This window comes from Alteromonas sp. H02 (assembly GCF_059682525.1).
Genome location: NZ_CM185021.1, coordinates 1,116,694 through 1,139,527, shown reverse-complemented (window position 1 = coordinate 1,139,527; position 22,834 = coordinate 1,116,694). Strand labels below are relative to the sequence as shown.

The 22,834-nt window shown below is 50.5% G+C and carries 20 protein-coding genes; 13 read left to right on the top strand and 7 right to left on the bottom strand.

The window, feature by feature from the left end; translation table 11 throughout:
• The first annotated feature begins 128 nt into the window (after window positions 1–128).
• From AC566Q_RS05160 to AC566Q_RS05135, 6 genes are all read left to right on the top strand, one after another.
• The gene (locus AC566Q_RS05160) at window positions 129–4,535 is read left to right on the top strand and encodes an ExeM/NucH family extracellular endonuclease (protein ID WP_499614452.1); all 4,407 of its coding nucleotides are present in this window, start codon (window positions 129–131) and stop codon (window positions 4,533–4,535) included.
• 21 nt (window positions 4,536–4,556) lie between these two features.
• Window positions 4,557–5,141, top strand: a complete 585-nt coding sequence (locus tag AC566Q_RS05155; RefSeq protein WP_499614449.1) for a hypothetical protein — start codon at window positions 4,557–4,559, stop codon at window positions 5,139–5,141.
• Window positions 5,142–5,273: 132 nt separating this feature from the next.
• A complete protein-coding gene (locus AC566Q_RS05150; protein ID WP_499612139.1) occupies window positions 5,274–6,602 on the top strand; it encodes an IS4 family transposase in 1,329 nt (442 codons plus the stop codon).
• 175 nt (window positions 6,603–6,777) lie between these two features.
• Entirely contained in the window at window positions 6,778–7,626 is an 849-nt protein-coding gene (locus AC566Q_RS05145) for a porin (protein ID WP_499614446.1), read from the top strand.
• Window positions 7,623–7,895 carry a hypothetical protein gene (locus AC566Q_RS05140; protein WP_499614443.1) on the top strand — a complete coding sequence of 91 codons (273 nt, stop codon included), beginning with the start codon at window positions 7,623–7,625 and terminating at the stop codon, window positions 7,893–7,895. Before AC566Q_RS05145 ends, AC566Q_RS05140 begins: the two co-directional genes overlap by 4 nt.
• Window positions 7,896–7,903: 8 nt before the next feature.
• Window positions 7,904–8,701 carry a substrate-binding periplasmic protein gene (locus AC566Q_RS05135; RefSeq protein ID WP_499614440.1) on the top strand — a complete coding sequence of 266 codons (798 nt, stop codon included), beginning with the start codon at window positions 7,904–7,906 and terminating at the stop codon, window positions 8,699–8,701.
• Between the two features lie 18 nt (window positions 8,702–8,719).
• Here the strand turns inward: AC566Q_RS05135 and bla are convergent, their stop codons facing one another.
• Entirely contained in the window at window positions 8,720–9,448 is a 729-nt protein-coding gene (gene bla / locus AC566Q_RS05130) for a subclass B1 metallo-beta-lactamase (RefSeq protein WP_499614437.1), read from the bottom strand.
• Window positions 9,449–9,534: 86 nt separating this feature from the next.
• Here bla and AC566Q_RS05125 point away from each other — a divergent pair, with 86 nt between their 5' ends.
• Window positions 9,535–10,233, top strand: a complete 699-nt coding sequence (locus tag AC566Q_RS05125) for a choice-of-anchor H family protein (RefSeq protein ID WP_499614435.1) — start codon at window positions 9,535–9,537, stop codon at window positions 10,231–10,233.
• Between the two features lie 62 nt (window positions 10,234–10,295).
• Here the strand turns inward: AC566Q_RS05125 and AC566Q_RS05120 are convergent, their stop codons facing one another.
• Window positions 10,296–12,248, bottom strand: a complete 1,953-nt coding sequence (locus AC566Q_RS05120) for an extracellular catalytic domain type 1 short-chain-length polyhydroxyalkanoate depolymerase (RefSeq protein WP_499614433.1) — start codon at window positions 12,246–12,248, stop codon at window positions 10,296–10,298.
• Between the two features lie 244 nt (window positions 12,249–12,492).
• On the opposite strand from AC566Q_RS05120, the gene AC566Q_RS05115 reads away from it, so the two are divergent.
• A complete protein-coding gene (locus AC566Q_RS05115; protein WP_499614430.1) occupies window positions 12,493–13,761 on the top strand; it encodes a sensor histidine kinase in 1,269 nt (422 codons plus the stop codon).
• Window positions 13,742–14,377 (top strand): response regulator transcription factor, encoded by a 636-nt coding sequence (locus AC566Q_RS05110; RefSeq protein ID WP_105936497.1) that lies wholly within the window; start codon window positions 13,742–13,744, stop codon window positions 14,375–14,377. The genes AC566Q_RS05115 and AC566Q_RS05110 overlap by 20 nt, the downstream gene beginning before the upstream one ends.
• A gap of 6 nt (window positions 14,378–14,383) precedes the next feature.
• Here AC566Q_RS05110 and AC566Q_RS05105 read toward each other — a convergent pair whose 3' ends face one another.
• Window positions 14,384–15,268 (bottom strand): LysR family transcriptional regulator, encoded by an 885-nt coding sequence (locus AC566Q_RS05105; protein WP_499614426.1) that lies wholly within the window; start codon window positions 15,266–15,268, stop codon window positions 14,384–14,386.
• 108 nt (window positions 15,269–15,376) lie between these two features.
• Here AC566Q_RS05105 and AC566Q_RS05100 point away from each other — a divergent pair, with 108 nt between their 5' ends.
• The 3 genes from AC566Q_RS05100 to AC566Q_RS05090 all read left to right on the top strand — a co-directional run bounded on the left by AC566Q_RS05100 (window position 15,377) and on the right by AC566Q_RS05090 (window position 18,956).
• A complete protein-coding gene (locus tag AC566Q_RS05100; protein WP_499614423.1) occupies window positions 15,377–17,347 on the top strand; it encodes a ligand-gated channel protein in 1,971 nt (656 codons plus the stop codon).
• A gap of 197 nt (window positions 17,348–17,544) precedes the next feature.
• Window positions 17,545–18,132, top strand: a complete 588-nt coding sequence (locus AC566Q_RS05095) for a DUF2271 domain-containing protein (RefSeq protein WP_499614420.1) — start codon at window positions 17,545–17,547, stop codon at window positions 18,130–18,132.
• Window positions 18,129–18,956 carry a DUF4198 domain-containing protein gene (locus AC566Q_RS05090; protein WP_499614416.1) on the top strand — a complete coding sequence of 276 codons (828 nt, stop codon included), beginning with the start codon at window positions 18,129–18,131 and terminating at the stop codon, window positions 18,954–18,956. Before AC566Q_RS05095 ends, AC566Q_RS05090 begins: the two co-directional genes overlap by 4 nt.
• 76 nt (window positions 18,957–19,032) lie before the next feature.
• Here the strand turns inward: AC566Q_RS05090 and AC566Q_RS05085 are convergent, their stop codons facing one another.
• From AC566Q_RS05085 to AC566Q_RS05070, 4 genes are all read right to left on the bottom strand, one after another.
• Window positions 19,033–21,129, bottom strand: a complete 2,097-nt coding sequence (locus tag AC566Q_RS05085) for a TonB-dependent receptor (RefSeq protein WP_499614413.1) — start codon at window positions 21,127–21,129, stop codon at window positions 19,033–19,035.
• A gap of 166 nt (window positions 21,130–21,295) precedes the next feature.
• The gene (locus AC566Q_RS05080) at window positions 21,296–21,499 is read right to left on the bottom strand and encodes a hypothetical protein (protein WP_499614410.1); all 204 of its coding nucleotides are present in this window, start codon (window positions 21,497–21,499) and stop codon (window positions 21,296–21,298) included.
• A 23-nt stretch (window positions 21,500–21,522) separates the two neighbouring features.
• The gene (locus AC566Q_RS05075; protein ID WP_499614407.1) at window positions 21,523–21,960 is read right to left on the bottom strand and encodes a DUF2753 family protein; all 438 of its coding nucleotides are present in this window, start codon (window positions 21,958–21,960) and stop codon (window positions 21,523–21,525) included.
• Between the two features lie 14 nt (window positions 21,961–21,974).
• Complete coding sequence (locus AC566Q_RS05070; RefSeq protein ID WP_499614404.1) at window positions 21,975–22,364, bottom strand: hypothetical protein; 390 nt, start codon at window positions 22,362–22,364, stop codon at window positions 21,975–21,977.
• A gap of 106 nt (window positions 22,365–22,470) precedes the next feature.
• Between AC566Q_RS05070 and AC566Q_RS05065 the strand changes: the two genes are divergently transcribed.
• A complete protein-coding gene (locus tag AC566Q_RS05065) occupies window positions 22,471–22,830 on the top strand; it encodes a hypothetical protein (protein ID WP_499614401.1) in 360 nt (119 codons plus the stop codon).
• Window positions 22,831–22,834: the final 4 nt, after the last annotated feature.

Below are 22,834 nucleotides of genomic sequence, written 5' to 3'. Positions count from 1 at the left end.
ATAAAAGAGCTGCTCAACAATTCCACAGCTCCGTCAAAAACTTGTCATTTCTCTGTAGCAAAGCACTTATAGTGTTACCTGCACTTCAGGACAGTAATCCAAAAATATCAAGCAGGAGCAACACACAGATGAAAGCAAAAATCCTGTTGCCTCTTGTACTCGGTTTACCGGTTTCAGCACTCGCTGATGACTTGTTTATTTCCGAATACATAGAAGGCAGCTCAAACAATAAAGCGATAGAAATTCATAATCCCACAGACACTGCCATTGACCTGAGAGGTTATCGTCTGGAAATCTATTCAAATGGCAGCACCACCGCAGGTACCACTATTGCCTTATCTGGCATGCTTGCGGGCGGCGATGTATACGTAGTAGCTGATGACGGCGCCGATGCCGCTATTCTGGCTGTAACCGACCTGACCAGCACCAGCTCTTTCTATAATGGTGATGATGCCATACTGCTGGTGAATGGCACCGCTGTGGTAGATAGTTTCGGTCAACTTGGTGTTGATCCGGGCAGTTACTGGGAATCCAACGGCGTCAGAACGCAAAACCAAACACTGGTGCGTAAAGCTTCAGTCACCTCTGGTGATATCAATCCTGATGACGCTTTCGACGTCTCACTGGAATGGGAACAGTTTGCTCAGGACGACACCAGTAATTTAGGTGCTCACAATGGTGGTGGCGACACAGGCGGTGGTGACGATGGTGGCGATCTGACCGGCGTTTGCACTAACTGCCCGGATTTGGACAAAGTGGCCGATGCCAGCACTTTCGATCCGGTTAGCTATTACGCACCGGTACAAACCGAAATCGACGCCAACTCGCCGGTCGAATTTATCAAATTGGCGCTCAACACGGTTATCAGTGCCGACCATACCGTACTAAGCTACAGCGAGGTCTGGACTGCGTTAACCGAAACCGACCAAGATCCGGCTAATCCTGACAACGTAGTGTTGTTCTATTCGGGTATTTCACTACCGAAAACCAGCAATCAGTCTGGCGTCAATAATAACGATTTCTGGAATCGCGAACACGTATGGCCTAACAGCCATGGCTTTAGCAGTGATTCCTACGAAGGTTATACCGATATTCATCACCTGCGCCCTGAAGATGTGACGGTAAACGGCTCTCGGGGTAACCTGGATTTTGATTACAGCGACAGTCCGCTCTCTGAAGCGCCTGAAAACCGTATTGACGGCGATTCTTTTGAGCCCCGTGATGCAGTAAAAGGCGATGTAGCGCGCATGATGTTATACATGGATGTGCGCTATGAAGGCTCCGGCAGTGACAGCACTCCTGATTTGGTGCTGGTTAACCGCACTACCGGTCCTGGTGAAGCAGCTTTAGGTAAACTGTGCACTCTGATTGCCTGGCATAATGCCGACCCGGTTGATGCATCTGAAGCGCAACGTGCAGACACTATTTATGAGTATCAGGGTAACCGTAATCCATTCGTAGACCATCCGGAATGGGTTGACCTGTTGTACCCGGCTGCTAGCTGTGATGACGAACCTACCGACCCTGAAGAACCACCGGTGGATCCAGAAGACCCGCCAGTCGGCGGCGCTAGCCCGCTTATCCTGAGCGGTGTCATTGACGCCGATTTAAGTGGCGGATTACCGAAAGCCGTTGAAGTCTTCGCGACTCGTGATATCGCCGACCTTAGTGTTTGTGGTATCGGTTTCGCCAATAATGGTGGTGGTACGGATGGACAGGAATACACTTTCCCGGCTGACTCTGCCCTGGCAGGCGAGCGCATCATCGTAGCATCAGAAACTTCGCAATTTGGCGCCTTTTTTGATAGCACACCAGACTACAATAGCGGCAGCGTATCCATCAACGGTGATGATGCCATTGAATTGTTCTGTGACGGTGAAGTCGTCGATGTGTTCGGTGATCCGGATGTAAACGGTGACTATGAAGCATGGGATTACACCGATAGCTGGGCATACCGCAAATCTAATACTGCGGCCAGCACATCCTTTAATGTTAATGACTGGATCCTGCCTGGACGCTCTGCGTTAGACGGCGAGAGCACCAATGCTACAGCAACTACGCCTTATCCCTATAAAACCTTTACTGCTGTGCAGCCTGAACTGTTTATCTCTGAATATACTGAAGGCAGCGGCTATAATAAGGCCCTGGAAATCGTCAACCTTGGTTCGCAAAGCGTTGATCTGTCGGCGCACAGCTATGTGATCAGTGTTTACTCAAATGGCGGTAACAGCCCATCATTCAGTGTTACCCTAAGTGGTAGTATTGCACCAGGCGATGTATTTGTGGTTTCTCATCCTGACGCAGACGCGCCACTTCCTGCCGTTTCAGACCAGGAAGCCTCGTTAAACTTTAACGGCGACGACGCGGTTGTGTTCTTCAGAGACGGCGAAGTCATCGATGCTATTGGTCAGGTCGGCGTAGATCCGGGCTCCCAGTGGGGCACGGGTGATACCAGCACCAAAGACAATACCCTGCGTCGCCTGCTTTCGGTAACTACCGGCGACACTAACGCAGACGATACCTTTGACCCGTCTGTTGAATGGGAAGGCTTCCCGAATAACACCCTGGATCACTTCGGTATCTATGGTGATGGTGACCCGGGCGATCCTGGCGAACCGGGTGAAGAGTTTGGCGCCTGTTATGACTCAGCAACTTATATCAGTGCTGTCCAGGGCAGCACCGACACGTCACCTCTAAGCGGACAAACCGTGATAGTAGAAGGTGTTGTTACGGCGGTATTCCCCGATTTAGGCGGCTTCTTTATGCAGGAAGAAGACGCAGACCACGATGCCGACCCACTAACTTCTGAAGGTCTGTTTGTTGAACTGGCAGACCTGCCTTCTGGCCTGCAGGCATCAGACGTTGTCCGCGTTCAGGGCAATGTGGCAGAACAATATGGTCGTACCATTTTGTCCACTGTTACCGAGTCTGCAATCTGTGGTACTGGCGCTGTGACAGCAACGATAATCAGTCTGCCTCAGGACAGCAGCGACGGTTTTGAATCAGTAGAGAACATGCTGGTAGTAAACGACACCAGCTGGGATATCTCAGACACCTACAGCTTCATTCGTTATGGCGAAATTCTGGTCTCTAATGGCCGTCTCTACAACCCGACCCAACTGTTTGATGCAGGCAGTCAGGAAGCCATTGATTATGCCGACTTTAACGCCCGTAACCAGTTGATCATCGACGATAATCGCGATGGTTCTGACAATGCGGCGCCATTACTGTCTATCGGTGATGTAGGTCCTTATAATCCGCTACGCTCTGGCGACAGTGTCTCCCGGGTTGAAGGGATTATGGATTATGGTTTCAGTGCTTACCGTATTCGCCCGGTCACTGACGTTACCGTGGTAAATACCAATGTGCGCAATGACTCGCCGATCATTGCCGACGGGAACCTGCGGGTTGCCAGCTTTAACGTTCTGAATCTGTTTAACGGCAATGGCGATGGCACTGGCTTCCCAACCAGCCGTGGCGCCGACAGTTTCTCTGAATATGAGCGTCAACTGGCAAAAATCGTTAATGCGATTGTCGCTATTGATGCCGATGTGCTGGGTTTAATGGAAATTGAGAACGATGGCTACGGCAGCACCAGTGCGATTGCTCAGTTGGTTGATGCGATTAATGCACAAATGGGCGCTGGTACTTATGAGTACATCAGTGTGGGTAACGGTATTGGCACCGACGAAATTGCAGTAGGTATTATTTATAAACCTGCGGTAGTAACGCCGGAAGGTGCGCCTGAGCTACTAACTTCTGCGAACAGTATCGTTGATACCGATGGACCACTGTTTGACGATTCACGTAACCGTCCTTCACTGGCCCAGGCGTTTGTTCACAGCGAAACCCGCCAGACCATTGTAGTGGATGTTAACCATCTTAAATCCAAGGGTTCAAAATGTGGTAACGGTGACGACGACACAACAACAGGCCAGGGCAATTGTAACCTGACCCGCACCCGTGCCGCTCAGGCACTGGTTGTCTGGTTAAACGACACTTTCCCGGATATGCCATTTACCGTACTGGGTGATTTGAACAGCTATGGCATGGAAGATCCGATTCAGGTCCTGACCGAAGCGGGCTTAACCGATACGGCACGCACCATTCTGGGCGATACCGCTTACAGCTATACCTTTGACGGCTTAGTTGGCAGCCTAGACTACCAGCTGGTTAATACCGCTATGGGCGAATGGTTAATCGATGCCACTGAATGGCATATCAATGCTGACGAACTGAGTATTCTGGATTACAACGAAGAATATAAAACCGCCGACTTCCTTAATGAGCTGGTGTTCCGTGCATCAGACCATGACCCGGTAGTCGCTACTTACCAGTTGGACATGGCGCCACTACCAGGCGACATGGATGGTGACTTCGATGTTGATCTGCTTGATATCCGGGCTTTCCAGATGGCTATTGTTCGTCGTCTGCCGCTAGGCATGGAATATGATTTTAACAATGATGGCCGCGTCAATATGCGTGACCTGGTTGCCATGCGCGCGCTGTGTACCCGCCGTGGTTGCCGTCCTTAATTGAAAATGGAGTAACAAATAATGAAGAAGTTTTTATTAACCCTGGCCAGTCTGGTTGCGTTTAGCAGCCAGGCAGCGGTCATCTCGGTAGACCTTGCCGATAGTGAAATTGCCGTGGGAGACACCACCACCGTTAATATTACCGGTGAGTTCGACAGCCAGACGGAAGCTTTTGATTTTGCTTTGCTGAGAGTGTTCTTCGACAATAGTTCACTACTGGTTGATTCACTGAGCCTGGCATCAGATTTGCCGTCAGATGATGTGAATTTTGACCCCTACGTTGAGTTATATGAAAACGCCGGTGATGTAACCATGGGCTGGACCAGCTCATCTGCCGGTACCTATACTAACCCGGCTCCTTTTTCACTGTTCAGTTTTGACGTAACAGCTACGGCTGAGGGTGTGTTCGATTTTACTTTCGATACAACAGACATGCTGAACTTTGATTTTTTTGACTCGGCTACCTTCGATCCTATCTCATACGAGATAAACCAAGGCAGTTTAACCGTAACAGAGGGTGTATCATCTGACGTTGCAGCACCGCAAACTGCCCTGCTGCTAGCCTTGGCCTTAGGCGGTCTTGTGGTCGCTCGTCGTCGCAGCTAATCAGGCTTACCTAAACTATTTAAAACCCCGCCCTGGCGTAATGCCGATCAGTTAAGAAATTTATACTGATCGGTTGACCGATCTTTCTACGGGTTCACAATCCGATATCAGTCTCTGGTATCGGATTTTTTTATGTCTTTACTTACACACCTCGATGATACATTTGGTCATGCAGAAGATTTGAATGCTATCGATAAACTGATGTCTTTCGTTGACCCCGAACTTCTCCAGCAAGCTTATGAATTATCGGGTGTAGCGACCGTCAGGCGTCGACGATTACCTCTGGATTCGGTTGTTTTTACCATTGTTGGTATGAGTCTTTTCCGTAACGACCCTGTCTGGGACATTGCGAATAAACTCGATGTTTCACTACCGGGTAAAAATCGTTTTGTTGCGCCTAGTGCGGTGGTACAAGCGCGCCAACGACTGGGGGAAGATGCCGTCGGGCACACTTTTAAACTGATGGCACAGCGGGCATTTGGTGAGTACGCTTTTGAGCAGTGGTGTGGTTTAAATGTACTGGCGGTTGATGGCGTGATGTTTCGTACTCAGGATACTACGGAGAACCTTAATGCATTTGGTTGTGACCGGAATGCCAAGGGTGATAATCCGTACCCGCAGGTACGCATGTGCAGCCTGATGGAAACGTCCAGCCACCTTCTTTTGGCCAGTGAATTTGATAGTCGTAATGTAGGAGAGATGTCCCTCGCTGAACGGCTTATCCCTTCGGTGCCTGATAACTCTCTGACCCTGTTCGACAGAGGCTATTACTCGCTGGGATTACTCTACTTGTGGATGACTAAAGGGGTCAACACGCACTGGATGCTCCCTGCACGTAAAGATTTACAATACACAGTAAAACATCAACTAAGTGAAGATGATGCTATTGTCACACTGAAAACTTCTCCTCAGGCTAGGAAGAAGTTCGATGGTTTACCGGAAACCATCGAAGCGAGACTGACCAGCTACGAAATCGACGGAAAGACCTATCGGGTGCTTAGTTCAATGGTTGATGCGATGCAGTTTCCCTATGAAGACGTTGTTGATGTGTATGTTCAGCGCTGGGAAATAGAGTTGGGCTTCAGGGAAATGAAACAGACTCTGCATCAGGCAAAACTAACGCTTCGTAGTAAGAAACCTGAGATGGTGCGTCAGGAACTGTGGGGACTATTGCTCGCCTACAACCTGATTAGGATGATGATGCTAGATGCAGTAAAAGACATACCGGATTTATCTCCCTCTCGACTTAGCTTCGGACTCTGCATGAGACATATCATTGTGTTCTTCCTGACCACTATCCCAGACACAGTGACCAAACTGCCAGTTCACTATGAATACCTGATGGAATCGTTGAGGATGATGAGGTTACCGGACAAACGACCTGACAGGTATTATCCACGAGTGGTAAGGAATAGACCGGCTAAATACCCCTCAAAGAAAAATGCCAGTCAGCTTAACTGACTGGCATTACGCCCTGGCGGGGTTTTTTATTATCTGTATTTATCGCTGACTGATCAGGTAATCGACTCATCCCGTACAACTGGCTTAATCCAAACAATGAGCATGCATGTTTCAATCACTCCCGGGGTTTGTTACCCTGCTTGCATGCTGCCTCAGACCAATTCAGGATCGAATAATGAGCAATGCCAGGCTCCTCCGGTTAGCACCGGTACTTTTGTTAGTGTCCGGCACGGCACAGTCAGCCGATGACTTCCCGGTCAATATCGGCGGCCATGTGCGCCTCAATTACAGTTATCAGGACTGGCAGGAAGTTGAATTGCGTGACGGCTTTGGTTTTGAGTCACTCAAATTAACCGTCTCCGGTGAAACCGACCAGTTCAGCTATAAAGCAGATTACCGCTGGTATGAAAATACCGACTTTAACACCGTGCGCTATGCCGACCTGACTTATCACTACGACGACCGCACCAGTGTGTCAGCCGGGATCACCAAGGTGCCCTTCGGTTTATTGCCCTTCGCCTCAAACAGCTTTTGGTTTTCCATCAATTACTATATTGGCTTCGAGGATGACTACGACCCTGGCGTGGTAGTGCAATACGAGAAATCTAACTGGGATATTCGCGCCGGCTACTTCTTTAATGATGAGTACAATGATGCCGGCCGGTTTGGTCGCTACTCTTTCGATATTGCCGATAACGGTGAGTTTCGTAATCAGGAAGATGGCCAGTATAACCTGCGGATAAGCTATACTGCCGGGTTGATCCGCGGCGCTACTACCGAGTTTGGCGCGTCCTGGCAAGCCGCTAACGTACTCAATCTGGATACTCTGAACGAAGGTGATATGAACGCTTATGCCCTGCACCTTCGCCATACCCAGGGCCCGCTGGGCGTTGCCCTGCAATATACCGATTACGATTATGATCTGCCGCACCACAAGATCAGGCAACTGACCGTCTCGCTTTGTCTGCTTTTGATTTTCCTTTCCTTACTGCCTCCAAAGCGCACAGTTACACCGCGGCAGTGAGTTATGAATTACCATTCAGAGTAACCGGCCTGTCGCCGATTAAATGCTATTCCGAATACGGGGCGGTTGAGCCTGATGTGGCGGCTGGTCTGCGCTCAACGCAATGGGTTAATGGTTGCAGTTTTGGCTGGCGCGCGTTGTATTTCTATGTGGATAGCATTCAGGGTAAAAACATGTGGTTTTCCGGCGGTTCCGGCATTGGTCTGGACCTTGGCGGTAATCAGGACTCCACCCATCGTTTAAATATCAGTTTAGGCCTTTATTTTTAGTGACCGTTATGAAAAATCTTATTTTAATGCTGTCCCTGCTTTTTGCAGTTGTAAATAATGCCTCAGCTCACGCGTGGCGCACACTCACCATTGCCACCACTGAATATCCGCCCTATACCTCCACGGACATGGAGCACAATGGCTATATAAACCATATTATCAGTGAGGCGTTCTTACGGGTTGGCGTAGACGTGGTGTACGAAACCATGTCCTGGGAAGATGCCATTGCAAGTGCCAAAAACGGCCGCTATGACGCTGTGTCATATGCTAACTTCACCCGGGTTTACAGTGTTGATTTCTGGCAGAGCGAGCCTATCACTTCAGAAAGCCTGGTGTTTACGGCGAATGAAGAACTTTCTCTGGATCAGTGGGAAAACCTGCAACAACTTGAGCAATACAAAATAGGCGTCACCAAAGGGTACGCTTATACCGATGAACTCTTTGCGTTTTTTAAGCAGGCGCCCAATACCGTCACCGTTGATACCGACAAAGACGGCCTCAATGCGGTGATTGCCAACGATATTCAATTGTTTCCCATCGATGAGCTAACCGCCTGGTATTTACTGGAACGGGATTTCACCACCTTCGACCGTGACGAAATAAAAATGCTCAAGCCGTTTATCTCTACCGTGACAACCCACTTACTTATTCCGCGTAAAAGTCAGGATGGCGAGTTAATTTTAGCCTTGTTCAACAAAGGTCTGCGCAAGTTAGCAATGGAAGGTAAACTCGACCGCTATAAAACTTTACTGCGCGAAGGCTACTACCAACACCCCGACAAACCGGTGAATTTCGATCGACGTTAAGCTTTAAAATGCTGCCTGTTAAGGCAGCATTTTTAGCGCCAGCTCGCGGGTATGGGAAAGAAGCGCTGCATCACCGACTTTGCCATGGCCGGGAACCACCTTCTGCACCTCCGGAAAGTAATCAGTTACCCGGCTGACGGACTCTGGCCACGCGCGCACGTCACCTTCTGCGGTATACCCCAGCGAAAAGGTCGCCTGTTCACGAATAAAACAACCACCGAACAACAGGTTATGTTTTTTCACCCACACTACGCTGTTGTCCAGCGTATGGCCCGGCCCCGGGTAAAATACTTCAATCATCTCAGGTACTACCCACGCGTTGTCGCTAAAAGTATGTTGAGCGGGCGTTTCGCCATTCTGAGTTAAGTACTCATTAGTTAACTCAAACGTCCATGAGGGGATATTTTTGCTGTGAAAACGTGCCAGATGCCCGCCGGCATCCTCGTGCGAATGAGTGACGACCACGGCCTCAAGACTCAGCCCCTGCGACTCAAGCCAGCTAAACAGCGTATCCACATCACTGTTGTCCCAGGGTGTGTCGATTAAAACCGCTTTATGCGGCGCTGTCTGCACAATTAAACCATTGCCGCTTACCAGTCCAAAACCTTCTACAGCACGTTCAGAGCGCAGCAGGTACATCCCGTCACTCAACGGCGTTACCGTCAGGTTCGCAGCCAGTGCCGGTAACGAAAGGACGGGCATCAGTAAGAGTATGGCAATACGCTGCCACAAAGCACGGTTTGGCATGGTTAAGTTTCGCTTCAGTTATTGTTCAGCCTGATTTTCGCAAACTGTTTATACAGTCATTGCAGAGACAACAGGGTGAATGGACTATGAAAAATCAAAGAGTAACACAGACTATACTGGCTGCGACGCTGATGTCACTGAGCTTTATCGCGTTTTCATCTGCCGCCTCGGGCAAAGAGGTGGCGGTCAGTGAAACCATCAATACGCCTGAACTCAATGCCGCCGATAATGTGCCGACCCGGGTGAAAAAGAAAGATCTCAGTAGCATTGCGGGTAAATCAGGCGAGCAGCTTCGCACTGCCACTCACAGTGTTGACTACTGGTTTTATGATGCCTGGATGACACTCTATACCGACCGTGATTACGATGGATACTACGCCAGTTTCGACCTTGAATTTGACGCCGACACTAACTATTACCAGGCACCGGTTTACGCCATTGTGTATCTGGGCACCAACGACTATTACGAAGCATTTCATGTCACGTCGGTATTTAACCTGTATAGCGACAGCAGTGATGACTCAGTGCTGCTGGAAAGTGAGTTAGTTAGCGGGTACCCCAGTAACGACTACGATATTTTGATTGAGTTAATCGATGCGCAAACCGATCAGGTATTGGCCACTATTGATGCCTATGAAGATGCCGATTTATCTTATCAGAGTATGGAAAGTTTCGACTATGACCGGCCGGTAACGTCAGAAGTAGTAGTAGAAACCCACGCTGGTAGCTGGAGTTTGTGGATGAGCCTGGGCCTGCTCGGCCTGATTTTATGGCGCCGCAGGTAAGTAACCTAAGTCAACAACGTAAAACGGGGCCATGGACCCCGTTATGCTTTAATAACCATTTATTAAGGACAGTTGCCTGCAAACCACACACTGCCATCGGTTGAGTACAAGGTTGATGTCCCCCAGGTCGAACCCGCCAGTGGATCATCCGAGCCGCTGGCAAAATAATCCGGCGCATAGTAGTAGCCAGTGCTGTAAGCTCGGCCAGCTACTTTGTGATAGTAGTTTGCTGTAGTGTATTCGGCACAGGTAGCCGGATCACCGCCGGTATCACCGCCGGTATCACCGCCCGAGCCATCATCGCCAGAGCCGTCATCACCGCCACTACCGCCATCAGAACCAGTGCCGCTGCAAGCCTGAACCGGACCGGTACAGGAAGCATCGTCATCCTGCCAAACACACATACCACCACTCTGGGTTTGCTCGGTAAGCTTAAAGGTATCGGTTGAGTATTCCAGATAGCAGGTAGAGTAGCCGGTATAATCGAGACGACCAGCGCTGATATGCTGATCAAGCGTAGCAGTCACGCCAGCATCAATGTCTACCGTCAGCTGTATGTTGCTGCTTAGGCCACTGACGTCGATAGCCGTTACCGTAATAGTTTGCCCACCGCCTGGCAGATCGCAGGCTTCGGCGCTAAAGGAAAGTCCATCCACACTGGCGTTTTGGGTACCGGTCGCGAAGGTGACTTCCACTGTAGTAAGGTCCTGGTTTTCGTCGTAAACCGAACCGGTCACCGTTGCACACTGCCCATCGGCATCCACCAGCACATCAGATAACACTGGTGCAGCAGGCGGCGGTGGCGGGCCAACGCGCACACTCACGGTGCTGGCCTCAGACACAGCACCAACATCGTCACTGGCTGTCACCGTTACAAAGTACAAATCGTCTGGCAGGGTGGCCGAGGTTACCGAGAAACTATCATCACTTTGGGTCGACGCCGAATACTGATAGGTATCGCCACTATTATTGGTGATCAGCACATCAACATTGTCCACGTAACCTTCAGCGTCGGTGGCGTTCCCGGTAACAATCAACTGACCACTGCTTTGTGAAGCGGTCACCGAAGATAACTGCGGAGGCTGGTTTCGATCGACCCGTTTATTATTCTCACTGAAATATTCCCCCAGGTACATCGCATAGTTAATGCCAGTGCCACTCACGTAGGAACCGCTTGCACCGGCACCGCCCGACCAGGAGTGATCCACACCATTAAGCCAGACCATGGATACCCGACCTTCTTCCCACAGGTATTCCTCGGCGGTACGCGAGCCACTGCCAAGGAGGTTGCTGCCAGGCAACTCACTAACCCCATAGGCGCCAGCCATCCCCTCAGCATTTTGACGGTTGTAACAGGTATCAACGGTGGTGTCAGCATCGCCATGTGCGATAGATGCGATCTGGTCATCAAGCGAGCCGCTGTAACTTCCCGCATACTGTTGGCATCGCTGCGCGACGTTGGCGTATTCACAGCTGCCTATCGCGCCGCTGGAACTGGTGCCAATACTGGGTCCGGCACTCACGCCAACCCCGGCAAATACGTCCGGTGCAATACACGCCGTAGTATTGGCAAAGGCCGCGCCGGAAGACAGTCCCGCCACGTACACCTGGTCTTCATCAATGGCGTAGCCGCTGTTAGCTTTCATCGACGACACCAGCGACAGGATATTGGCATAATCACCAGCAGAGCGGGATTTGGTGCCCTGCCAGTAGGACCAGCAACCAAAACCCGCCTTATTCATTGCATCAGGAACCGCTATAACCATCCCATAACTTTCCGCAGCATCTTCAAGATTTGCAGAAAGGTATGCGTCTATGGATTGTGTGCAGCCGTGAAGTACGACTAGCAGCGAGCGTCCCTGCCCTATTGGTGATAGCGAATCCGGGGTATAAACGTGTACCTTATTAAAATTACCTACTGCCACATTCTGTTGCCAGTTGCCCGCCTGAGCAGGTAAAGCCAGCGTGGCAGACAGCAGTGTCCCTGCTACCAGTAGTTTATTGTTAAACGTCATATCTCCACCTTCTTCTTTTTGTGTTCACCAATTGTTAAATCATTGTTGATAATTTGTTAAACAAATCCTGTAGCACTTTCGTACTGTGCATTTTTAGCGGGGGCGTAACCGGTTTTCAGCTTAAAAGCAGGACCAAAGTAGTAGATGACACTAACCAAAGTAGCAGATATCAGATAACGCTAGTCTGCCCATCTCCAGTATAATGTTACGGGTTTGTAAATTATGTGCGGTACGGCTGAGCAATATGAATGCTTCCAACAAGATCACACTGACAATTGTTCTGATTTTCACTGCGGTGTTCAGTTTGCTGGCGATCGCGATGTTCTATCAGGCCAGAGCAGATATCAGCGACGAAGGCGAAGCCGCGCTACAGTTGGCAGAAACCCTGGCGCAAACCAATCTGGACAGCGAGACCCTGACTGGCATTTTACAAAACAGCCGTCACCTCACTGTTATTGACCAACCTGAAGGCTCTGCTCCACTGACACTTACCGGCCCGCTGGAAAAATGGCTGGCACCACCACCAGCAAGCACTACTATCCATTCAGCCTCAGGAGAACCCATTACCGTAATCGCTAACAGCGCGGCTGAGTTAGATGAAATTAGCGCTACCCTGGGGAATGTGTTTTGCATTTTCGTGATGGCACTGTTACTGACGCTTTTTACCCTGCGTTATGCGGTAAATACCCGCCTCAAGCCACTGGCCGAGCTCTGTCAGGGGCTGGATTCCATTCAGTCGGGCCAGTTCAGGTTGTCGGCGGCGTCAACTGATATTGCCGAAATCCACAGGTTGATTGAGCATTACAATAAATTAATCAGCTCACTGGCCAGCAAAGACACCCAGGTTGCCGGGTTACGTCAACGCTTGTCGGCGCTGCAGGAAAATGAACGACGGCTGCTGGCCAGAGAACTCCACGATAATCTTGGTCAGCTGATCACAGGCATTACAGTACAAACCTATATGCTTGAGCAGCAAAAACAAAATCCCGATTTCATTGTTAAAGCCTGCGCCACTATTCAGCAACAGTGTGACGCTGTGCATCAAGGGATGAAGGATTTAACTAACCAGCTTTACCCGGTCTTTTTGAACAAACTGGGGTTAACCACCTCTATTGCACAGATGATTCAGACCTGGCAGGACATTCATCAAATTGAAGTAAGCTGGTTACCCGATGCTGCCACCCTTGCCAGTAACCTCAACCGTGACACCCAGATTTATCGCATCACGCAGGAAATATTTAATAACATTGCCAAGCACTCCCATGCCACCGAAGTAACCATTGGTTTAACCACTACCCACGACCAGCTGACTCTGTTTGTGCGCGATAATGGCCGGGGCTTTAATCCACAGCAATCAAAAACCACCGGGCTGGGGCTGGAATCGATGCATGAGCGGGCCTCATTGCTGGGCGGTACACTTAAACTTGATACCCATGCTAAAGGGACGACGGTTACTCTTGTCGCACCTTTGCAACTACAGGATGATCTCCGCTATGAATATTCTGATCGTTGACGACCACGCTGTAGTCCGCCAGGGCTATAGTGCGCTACTGACCATGATGCTGCCTGATGCCGTTGTCAGCGAAGCCGAGAATGCCCAGCAAACGCTGAAAGCACTGGCCGCTACAGATATTGACCTGGTTATTCTCGACATTAATCTGGAAAACGCCAGTGGGCTGAACCTGGCCGGTCGGCTACTAAAACGCTGGCCACGGCTTAAGATCATCTTCTTCAGTATGTTTGACGAACCCTCTGTAGTGAACCGTGCAATTCAGACCGGCGCTAAAGGGTATCTGAGCAAGCGCAGCAAGCCAGAGGTGATGGTTGAGGCGATTAAAGCCGTACTCAATGGCAAACGCTACATTGAGCACAATATTGCTATTCAACTGGCCACCCACCAACTCAATGATGCAGACGACAGTTGCAAACAACTCACCCAGCGCGAGTTTGATGTATTTTTAGGTATCGCTAAAGGCCTCGATCGGGCTCAGTTAGCCGACGAACTCAACGTCTCCAGTAAAACCGTTTCGAATACCCTCACCCAGTTAAAAGCCAAGTTACAAATCAGCACGCACGCAGAACTGGTGCACCTGGCTATTGAGCAGGGCTACCTTAAAGTGGCTGTGTAGCGTGCCTCACAGGATAGTAAAATAGGACTCCAGCAGTTCAATGGCCTGGCGTGTTTTAACCGGCATTGTCGGATAATCAGCAACAACCGCAAACACCTGATAATCCGGTAATTGCCAGTCTGGCAGCAAATCAACCAGCTCACCGTCGGCCAGATAGTGCTGAACTTCCTTTTGCGGTAACACCGCAAAGCCCAGTCCATCCACGGTAAACTGAATAAGCGCCTGCATCGAATTGACACTGAGCCTGGGTTGCGCCAGCAGATAACGCTCATCATGCGGTCCGCTCAGCTCGTGTACAGGCAGGTGATCGTAAGCAATAAACGGATGTTGTTTTAATTGCTCCGGGTGCGATAAAGACTCTGTGCTTAACGGATGAGAGGGGGCAACGCATAACACCTGTGACCAGGTGGCAAGCTGATAGGATTTAAACCCTTCTTTATCAACCGGTGTAAACCCCAACGCCAGATCGGCGCCACTGGCAACGATATCGTCATAGCCTTCGCCCAGGGTTACCGCAACGGAAATGCGCTCAGAGCTCTGCAGTAATTGGCGCAGTGGCTTACTCAATAATCCCCCGCCAAAGCCTTCGGGTGCGAGGATCCTCAGTTCACCGGAAGCTGAATGCAGCAAGGCGTCGATTTCCTGCTGTCCCTGTTGAGCAGTGGCAAGTAACTCCTGACTGGTGCGGTAGTAAATCCGCCCGGCTTCAGTAAGGCTAAGATGGCGGGAGTTACGATTGACCAGTTGCTGGCCGATATCTTCTTCCAGCTTACGCAGCTGCTGGCTTATGGCCGACACGGTCATGTGTAACTGCCTGGCAGCCACACTCATGTTGCCACAGTCAGCAACGGTTAAAAACACTTTCAGGGCGCGGGTAAACTTAACGTTCATAGAAATTCATTTTTGCTAAACACACCGTTTAATATTAGTCGATTGCAGATAACTGACCCCGATCTTATCCTAAATAACAATCATTCTCACTAAGATTTTTACTGTTATATGCAATTATCCAAGATGTCCCTGGCACTTTGCTGTGCTTTCGTTTCCTCAGCTGTACTGGCTGTTTCTCCCGATAATGAAGAACTGGAAAAAATTGTGGTGACCGCTTCCGGCTCTGCACAAATGCTCAAAGAAGCGCCCGCCTCCATCAGTGTGCTCGATAAAGAAGACCTGAGTGAAAGGTTTTATCGGGACCTCACCGATGCCATGACTGATATCCCGGGCGTAATTGTGACCGGCGGCGGTGACAGAGAAGATATCAGCCTGCGAGGAATGGGCAGCCAGTATACCCTGATCCTGGTGGATGGTCAGCGTCAGACCTCACGCGAAACAAGGCCCAACAGCGACGGCCCGGGTGTTGAAGGCGCCTGGATCCCGCCGTTATCGGCAATAGAACGCATCGAAGTTATCCGCGGCCCTATGTCTTCTTTATACGGTTCAGATGCCATTGGCGGTGTGATTAATATTATCACCAGCAAAACCCCGGATGAATGGCGCGGTGAAGTACGTTTAGATGCTACTATTCAGGAAGACAGCGACTCAGGTAATCAATACCAAACCACGTTCTTCACCGCCGGGTCCCTGATCCCCGGCAAACTCGGCTTGCAGCTTTATGGCCAGTATACCCAGCGCGAAGAAGACAACATCGTCGATGGCTTTCGCGACCGTGACCATAAAAACATCAGTGCCAAACTGGCCTTTACCCCCAATGATAATCACGAGTTTGTGCTTGAAGCCACCCATACCATGCAGGAAATTAACGCGACCCTGGGTAAAACCGTTGCCCCCCTGGCCGAAGGTGAAGAATGCGGCCGTCGCGGTTGTCCGGCATCGAGCATGACCGAGTATGACCGTACAAACCTTTCACTCAGTCACACCGGTTACTGGGGCTGGGCAACCTCGCAAACTTATATCAAACAAGATGAGTTTGATAATGAATCGCGGCAAATGTACGTTAAAAACCTCGATGCTCAAACCATGTGGGCCATTCCGCTCAACGATCTGCTGAGCTTGAGTGCTGGCGGCGCTTATTTTGAGGAAGAACTCAATGATCAGACCAGCAACCAGATCAGCGAACTATCCCTGGTGGATGGCAATCAATGGTCGGTGTTTGCCGAAGGGGAATGGAAACTCATTAAGGATTTCGCGATTACTACCGGTTTACGCTACGACGACGACCAGAACTATGGCGGCCAGTTAAGCCCCCGTTTATATGGGGTGTGGCAAATCAGTTCAACAACCATTTTAAAGGGTGGCATATCCACTGGCTTCAGGGCGCCGAACCTACGCCAGACTAATCCTTCGTGGGGGCAAATCAGTCGCGGCGGTAATATTTATGGTAACCCGGATCTGGAAGCTGAATCGTCGGTGAGCTATGAGCTCGGCTTGTATCAGGATTTTGGAAAGGACACCACGGTCTCTGCCACAGTGTTTTACAACGAGTTTGAAGACCGTATTACCCGCATTCAGTGCCCGGCAGACCTGTGCAGTGACGGGCCTAACGATTTCGGTTCAGCCCCCACCACCTATATCAATATCGATGAGGCCATCACCCAGGGATTTGAAATGAGTGTGCAGGCTAAACTCACCAAAGCCATTGAGTTTAATGCCAACTATACCTATACCGACTCGGAACAAAAAACCGGTGAGTATGCTGGTAGCCCGCTCAATCAACTACCCAAACATCTGGTTCAAACCTCTCTGCGCTGGGCCATCAACGATATGACCAGCAGTTGGCTGCGCGTTCACTACCGTGGTGAAGAGAGTCAGCCCACCACGGGTCCGTCGCAGGACAGCTTGATAGCCCCCTCGTATACGCTGGCAGACGTTGGCTTAAACTACGGTTTAACCAACGATATAAAACTCGGCGCCGGTATTTATAACCTGCTGGATAAAGACATTGGTATGGAAGAATACGGCTACGTGGAAGATGGCCGACGTTACTGGCTGTCACTGGCCTGGTCTTTTTAGGGCTTTAGTAAAACTGCCTGCGCCGGTTTATGCCGAGCGCAGGCAGCGCCGGGCTCTGTTATGTCATCAGGTTTATGTCATCAGCCGAATTAATGGGTCAACCACCTTAATTGCAATTGATTCTCAATACCATTTAGATTAAGGTTTTGATTTTCGTCTTGCAGAGCAACCAGGATATTATTTCAGGAGATTTTACGTTGTTAAAAGATACCCCCTGCTTATTGCCGCGTTACGGCAAGAAAAGCCGTCCCAACACTTTGTTGAATAAGCTGTACCGGCTGGCCCTGCCGCTAGTATTGCCGCTAGGGTTGCTCAGCACAGCCATGACAGCCCAGGCCAATGAGCTTGAAATCACATTACCGGCCTTGAATGTAGCCGAATACCACGCCCCTTACGTTGCCGCATGGCTGGCTGATGAACGTGGCAAGCGCGTAGTGGATATTGCCGTATGGTACGACACCGACATGGCCAATAGCGAAGGCGAAAAATGGCTCAAGGACTTACGTATGTGGTGGCGGCGTAGCGGTCGCAGTGCCAGCATGCCCATCGATGGTGTCAGTGGCGCTACCCGCCGACCGGGCACCTCGAGCATCGCGCTCGACGGCCGTTTCGATGATGTACCGGCTGGCGACTATTTTGTTTGGGTTGAAGCCGCGCGCGAACTCGGTGGCCGTGAAACGCTTAAAGTCCCGGTATCACTCCCGGTAAAACAAATAGTTAATACCCGTGCTGAAGGTCAGCACGAACTCTCTTCTATAAAATTAATCATGGAGCCTGCACAATGAAGAAATCACTATTAATCGGTGCCACCGCTCTGGCCCTGACTCTGGCCAGCCCGTTCAGTCAGGCCCACCGGGTGTGGATAAAGCCATCTACCACTTCTGTTTCTGGTGACAGCGAATGGATCACCTTCGATGTGGCCGTGGCCAACGGTATCTTTCATCCGGATCATTTTGCTTATCCGGCCGAGCGTTTATCTGTTGTCTCACCCACCGGCAAGCCGGTAGACATTCAAAACCAGCAAAAGCTGCGCTACCGCAGTGTATTTGATGTGGAGCTGACTGAGAGCGGCACCTACAAAGTGTTTAATGCCTCACAGTCCTTAGTGGCGTTCTGGAAAGACGCAGACGGCGAGCGCCATTTCTGGCCCGGGCGTGGTAAAACCGGCACGGTAGAGGAGTTTTACGAGGCAGTACCGCAGGATGCCGATGACCTGAACGTAATGGAAACCGCTAACCGCCTGGAAACCTATGTCACGCTGGGCGCACCAACGGCCGACAACAATAAACTCACCGGCAAGGGGCTTGAGCTCAAAGCATTAACCCACCCCAACGACGCTTACACCGGAGAGCCCATTGATTTTCAGTTCTTTATGAGCGGCGATAAAGCCCAGGGCACTAAAGTGATTGTGGTCAAAGACGGCGAGAAGTATCGCGATACCGCCGGTGGTGTAGAAGTGACGGCCAACAAAGAAGGCAAAATCAGCCTGCAATTCGATGAGCCGGGCATGTACTGGCTGGAAGCCGAGTACGAAGACGACAAAGCCACAGCGCCGGCTAAAAAGCGCCGCGCCAGCTACGTATTGGTGTTTGAAGTCCTGCCACTTTAAGACTTATTCTTCAACTCAAAGAAAAAGCGCGTAACTCCAGGATACGCGCTTTTTTGTATCTCTGACCAGCGCTTAACTACCAGCTGTAGGTGGCGCTCAGCATATAATTACGTGGTCTGCCCGGAAAATAGCGATCGCCACCAAATGAAGTAAAATCGGCGCGTTCGGCGTAGGCGGTATCCAGCAGGTTATTGACTCTGGCATACAGGGTGAGCTCGGGCGTTAACTGCCAGGAAGAACGCAAATTCACTAACTCATGGCCTTCGTACTCGTGCAGATTCTCCGGGTCGGTGTAGTACTCACCAACGCGGTTTACTTCCAGCTCAGCGCGCACTTGCGGCGTGAAGTTATAGCCTATTCGCACATCGGCAATGGTGTTGGGCGCTGTGTCAATGTCGTTACCGTTTATATTAACGCCACCGAGTTCCTGATTATAGCGGTAAGTGTGACTCGCCAGGGTTGCCGCCAATGCAACATCCAGGCGCTGACTGGCCTGCCAGCGCAGTTCCAGCTCCACTCCGGTATGTCGCGACTGACCATCACTAACATTAAAGAAGTTACTGTCGCGGAAAATAAAGTTGTCTTTATCCATGTAATAGGCAGCAAGGGTATAGCTTAAGCCGGGGTAATTCCCTTTTACCCCAAACTCCAGGTTACGCGCTTCTTCCGAATTTAGATCCGCGACCTGCTGAGCACGCTGCAAACGATACAATTCGGTGGCCTGAGGCGCGCGATAGCCTAGTGAATAGTTAGCATAAAACTGCGTACTATCGGAGTAGAGATAGGTAGCACCCAATTTGGGGGAGGCATTAGTAAAGCTGTTTTCACTGCTGGGTGGTCGCGAGTACCGGCAGCCGCCCATAGCGCAGGCTGTACCATCTTCCTTAAGCCGCCCCGAATTCATATTATTGGTATAGTCATAATGCATATATTCGTAGCGCAGACCTGCACTCAGCAACCAGCTGTCATTGCGCCACAACAACTCACTGAAGGCAGCAATCAACGACGCATCCACATCGTAATCATAATGTTTACCCGCCGGAATGGTGGCAACCAGAAACGCCGAGCCGGTGGTTGGCTGCTCCTGATATTGTAACAGACTGCCTTGAGTGTGCTCGGCATCAATACCGGCCTTCAGGGTAACGCTGGCTGAAACGTTATGGGTCCATAAACTTTGCACACCCACCCCTTGCTGGCTGTTTTCTTCGGTAGGTTGCCCGGGCAGAAAGTGCATTAAAAATTCCATGTCCTGGTCGCGCATATAGGGCGTTATCGATAGCGTATCGCCGCCGTTTAACTGCCACAGTGCTTTGGACCACAGGCGCAACGAGCTGGCGTTACGAAAGGCTTCCGGATTTTCATTTCCCTGCGCAAGCTGAGCGTCTTTATATGCATCGGTACCGGTAATGTAGCCAGCGGTTTCCTGCTCCAGATTGGTATAGGTCAGGCCGGTTGTCAGGGTTAATGACGAGAACGCCTGTTCATGACGCAGGTTAAGCTTTTCCTGATCCAGCCCCTCGGCCACCCGATAACCATTGTCCCTGGTTACGCTGGCATTAACTCCTACGCCGCCATCGCCGTAGTGATAACCACTGCGCAGCTTCACCCGGTTGTACCCGTAAGAACCATAGTCATAGCCGAGCAAACCGCCGCCCTGAGTGGTATCCGGGGTGATGACATTAATTACGCCGTGTACCGCATTAGAGCCATACAATGCCGACCCGGACCCTTTAAGTACCTCTACCCGCTCGGCCATTTCAGAATGCGCCTCGAACAATTCGTTAATGTTACAAAAGCCGGCAGCGCGCAGCGGAATGCCATCTTCAGCAGTTAACAGGCCACCACAGGCACCTGCTCCACTAAATACCTGGGAACGCAGGGCTGGCAGGTATTCCTGCCCGTTACCTCGCTGCACCTGAGCACCGGCAATAAATTTAAGCACTTCCTCAATATGCGTCGGCGAAACAAGATTAATATCCTGCTGGCCAACGGCGCTGATGATGACTGGAGCATTGTTGTCGTCAGCGCCGTGCCGGGAACCCGTGGTTGTGATCTGCTCGATATCTGCAGGCAACTGCACTGGTGTTTGCGCGCTGGCGTTAAACGTACCGCTAATGGCACAGGACAGGATGGTTAATGCAGGCAACCAGCCGCTTCGAGGTAACTTGGTCATGGCTTATCTTTTATTTTGATTAATGAAATGCGGCCCGAGTTGAGCCAGCGGTCATGATAGACCTTCATAACCATTAAGAAAACCAATTAAGCCGGTACTTTGCGGTCTGTTTAACTAGTACTTTGTTCCCATTGCGCTCGCGGATAGATGCTGCACTAAGCCTTACTCATTTGCCCGCCGGCAACCAACGGCTGATCGCACGGTAAATGGCAAACACAATGGCCAGTCCGGAGGCGGCCAGAGAAAGTAACAGTAAGGCATGAATAAACAAGCTGCTCCAGTGACTGTGATCGTGCCCATCATGAGCCTGAACAGTGTGGCTCATGGCTAACAGCCCGATAATTAGCCAGCGCCAATCAACCCGTTGCATGATGATCTCCTTGTTTTGTGTTGTTAGTAACCTGATGTAAACCCATCGTATTGATAGGGATTCAGCAATCTTTGTCTTGGCCTGAGCCGGTCGAAGCTGCCATGCTGTTGTTCAAACCGACTCAAACGCTGATGAGCATTTCGACAACCCCAAACCGTGCAGGCTGATTCCCCCTGTTTATAGAAAACTGCCATCATCTGCTGTTTTGCCGAGACTAATACCTGCCAGGCGAGTTGCAGGCTGTTTTCCCGCTCATAAAGCTCGGCGAGATTGTGATAACTCACCAGTAACGCTTCAACAGTGCGGCGTGATACGGGCCACTTTTTTACCAGCGTTCTGGCCAGTTCAATGGCTCTGAAGTAATAAACCAGTGTTATCAGGGTGTGATGCAGTTCAAAGTTATCATTACCTGCCGCTATCACTTCCCGCCACTTAGCGTATGTGGCGTCAGACTGACTCATGATGACCTCCTGAATTAATGCCGGCTGGCACTGCAGTCAGTAAAGGCTGCTATGGCCTGATGAGCAGCCGCTTCCTGATAACTTACCGCGGTAATCAGTTTGGCAACGCGGCGCTGCATGGCCGCCTGGTAATCCAACAGTCCCAGGGCACCGTAGGCGTCACAAATCAGTGTCGACAGGGCAAAAACTTTTTCAATCAGTTGCCGGTTCTGACCCTCCTCTACCTCCAGCAAAATCGCGGTGATATCGAACGCGCAACCTAAGTAGGGAATACATTCACGATACTCACCGTCGTAAAACAGGGTCGTGCCCTGAAACTCATCCCGGGCTAAAAAATTAACTGCCTCCAGTGGATGGCTATAAACCCAGTCGGCGTGTTTGGTACATAAAAAAGAAATTTCCATTGGCATGTCCTCCTGACTTAAACATACGCCATTTTAGACTTATTGCAAATGATAATTGTTTGCATAAGCATAAAATTACTTTCAGTGGACTACAATGGTAGATGCTATGACACAACACATTGCCAAAGCGCTTGTGACATCGGCCAATTTAAAGCAACAAATCAGAACGGCATGTCACCCGGATGATCCACAGTTGCTTAAACGCTATATAAACTTAGCCCTCGACAGTGCTAACACTGCCGGGGCATCGTCCGAAAAAATTCGTATCCTGCTGGACTGCGCGGCGCTTTTGCTCGAGACAGCCTGCGATCAAAAGATAGTGCTGAGCTGGCGCTACCAGTGTCTCGACCAGATTTACCGGCCGCTGCTGGCGGCCGAAAAGCAAAGTATTACAGCCGGTGATCACCATCGCGTGAGGCAGTTTAGTCATCTGTTTACTCATCTCACGCCGACATTTTTTAACTAAGGAC

Excerpts from the sequence above, each read along its gene's own strand:
- AC566Q_RS05080 (WP_499614410.1), bottom strand. The coding sequence starts at position 21,499 with ATGCAACGGGTTGATTGGCGCTGGCTAATTATCGGGCTGTTAGCCATG.
- AC566Q_RS05110 (WP_105936497.1), top strand. The coding sequence starts at position 13,742 with ATGAATATTCTGATCGTTGACGACCACGCTGTAGTCCGCCAGGGCTAT.
- AC566Q_RS05085 (WP_499614413.1), bottom strand. The coding sequence starts at position 21,129 with ATGACCAAGTTACCTCGAAGCGGCTGGTTGCCTGCATTAACCATCCTG.
- AC566Q_RS05145 (WP_499614446.1), top strand. The coding sequence starts at position 6,778 with ATGAGCAATGCCAGGCTCCTCCGGTTAGCACCGGTACTTTTGTTAGTG.
- AC566Q_RS05125 (WP_499614435.1), top strand. The coding sequence starts at position 9,535 with ATGAAAAATCAAAGAGTAACACAGACTATACTGGCTGCGACGCTGATG.
- AC566Q_RS05075 (WP_499614407.1), bottom strand. The coding sequence starts at position 21,960 with ATGAGTCAGTCTGACGCCACATACGCTAAGTGGCGGGAAGTGATAGCG.
- AC566Q_RS05160 (WP_499614452.1), top strand. The coding sequence starts at position 129 with ATGAAAGCAAAAATCCTGTTGCCTCTTGTACTCGGTTTACCGGTTTCA.
- bla (WP_499614437.1), bottom strand. The coding sequence starts at position 9,448 with ATGCCAAACCGTGCTTTGTGGCAGCGTATTGCCATACTCTTACTGATG.
- AC566Q_RS05090 (WP_499614416.1), top strand. The coding sequence starts at position 18,129 with ATGAAGAAATCACTATTAATCGGTGCCACCGCTCTGGCCCTGACTCTG.
- AC566Q_RS05100 (WP_499614423.1), top strand. The coding sequence starts at position 15,377 with ATGCAATTATCCAAGATGTCCCTGGCACTTTGCTGTGCTTTCGTTTCC.
- AC566Q_RS05150 (WP_499612139.1), top strand. The coding sequence starts at position 5,274 with ATGTCTTTACTTACACACCTCGATGATACATTTGGTCATGCAGAAGAT.
- AC566Q_RS05120 (WP_499614433.1), bottom strand. The coding sequence starts at position 12,248 with ATGACGTTTAACAATAAACTACTGGTAGCAGGGACACTGCTGTCTGCC.
- AC566Q_RS05065 (WP_499614401.1), top strand. The coding sequence starts at position 22,471 with ATGACACAACACATTGCCAAAGCGCTTGTGACATCGGCCAATTTAAAG.
- AC566Q_RS05155 (WP_499614449.1), top strand. The coding sequence starts at position 4,557 with ATGAAGAAGTTTTTATTAACCCTGGCCAGTCTGGTTGCGTTTAGCAGC.
- AC566Q_RS05115 (WP_499614430.1), top strand. The coding sequence starts at position 12,493 with ATGAATGCTTCCAACAAGATCACACTGACAATTGTTCTGATTTTCACT.
- AC566Q_RS05070 (WP_499614404.1), bottom strand. The coding sequence starts at position 22,364 with ATGGAAATTTCTTTTTTATGTACCAAACACGCCGACTGGGTTTATAGC.
- AC566Q_RS05105 (WP_499614426.1), bottom strand. The coding sequence starts at position 15,268 with ATGAACGTTAAGTTTACCCGCGCCCTGAAAGTGTTTTTAACCGTTGCT.
- AC566Q_RS05135 (WP_499614440.1), top strand. The coding sequence starts at position 7,904 with ATGAAAAATCTTATTTTAATGCTGTCCCTGCTTTTTGCAGTTGTAAAT.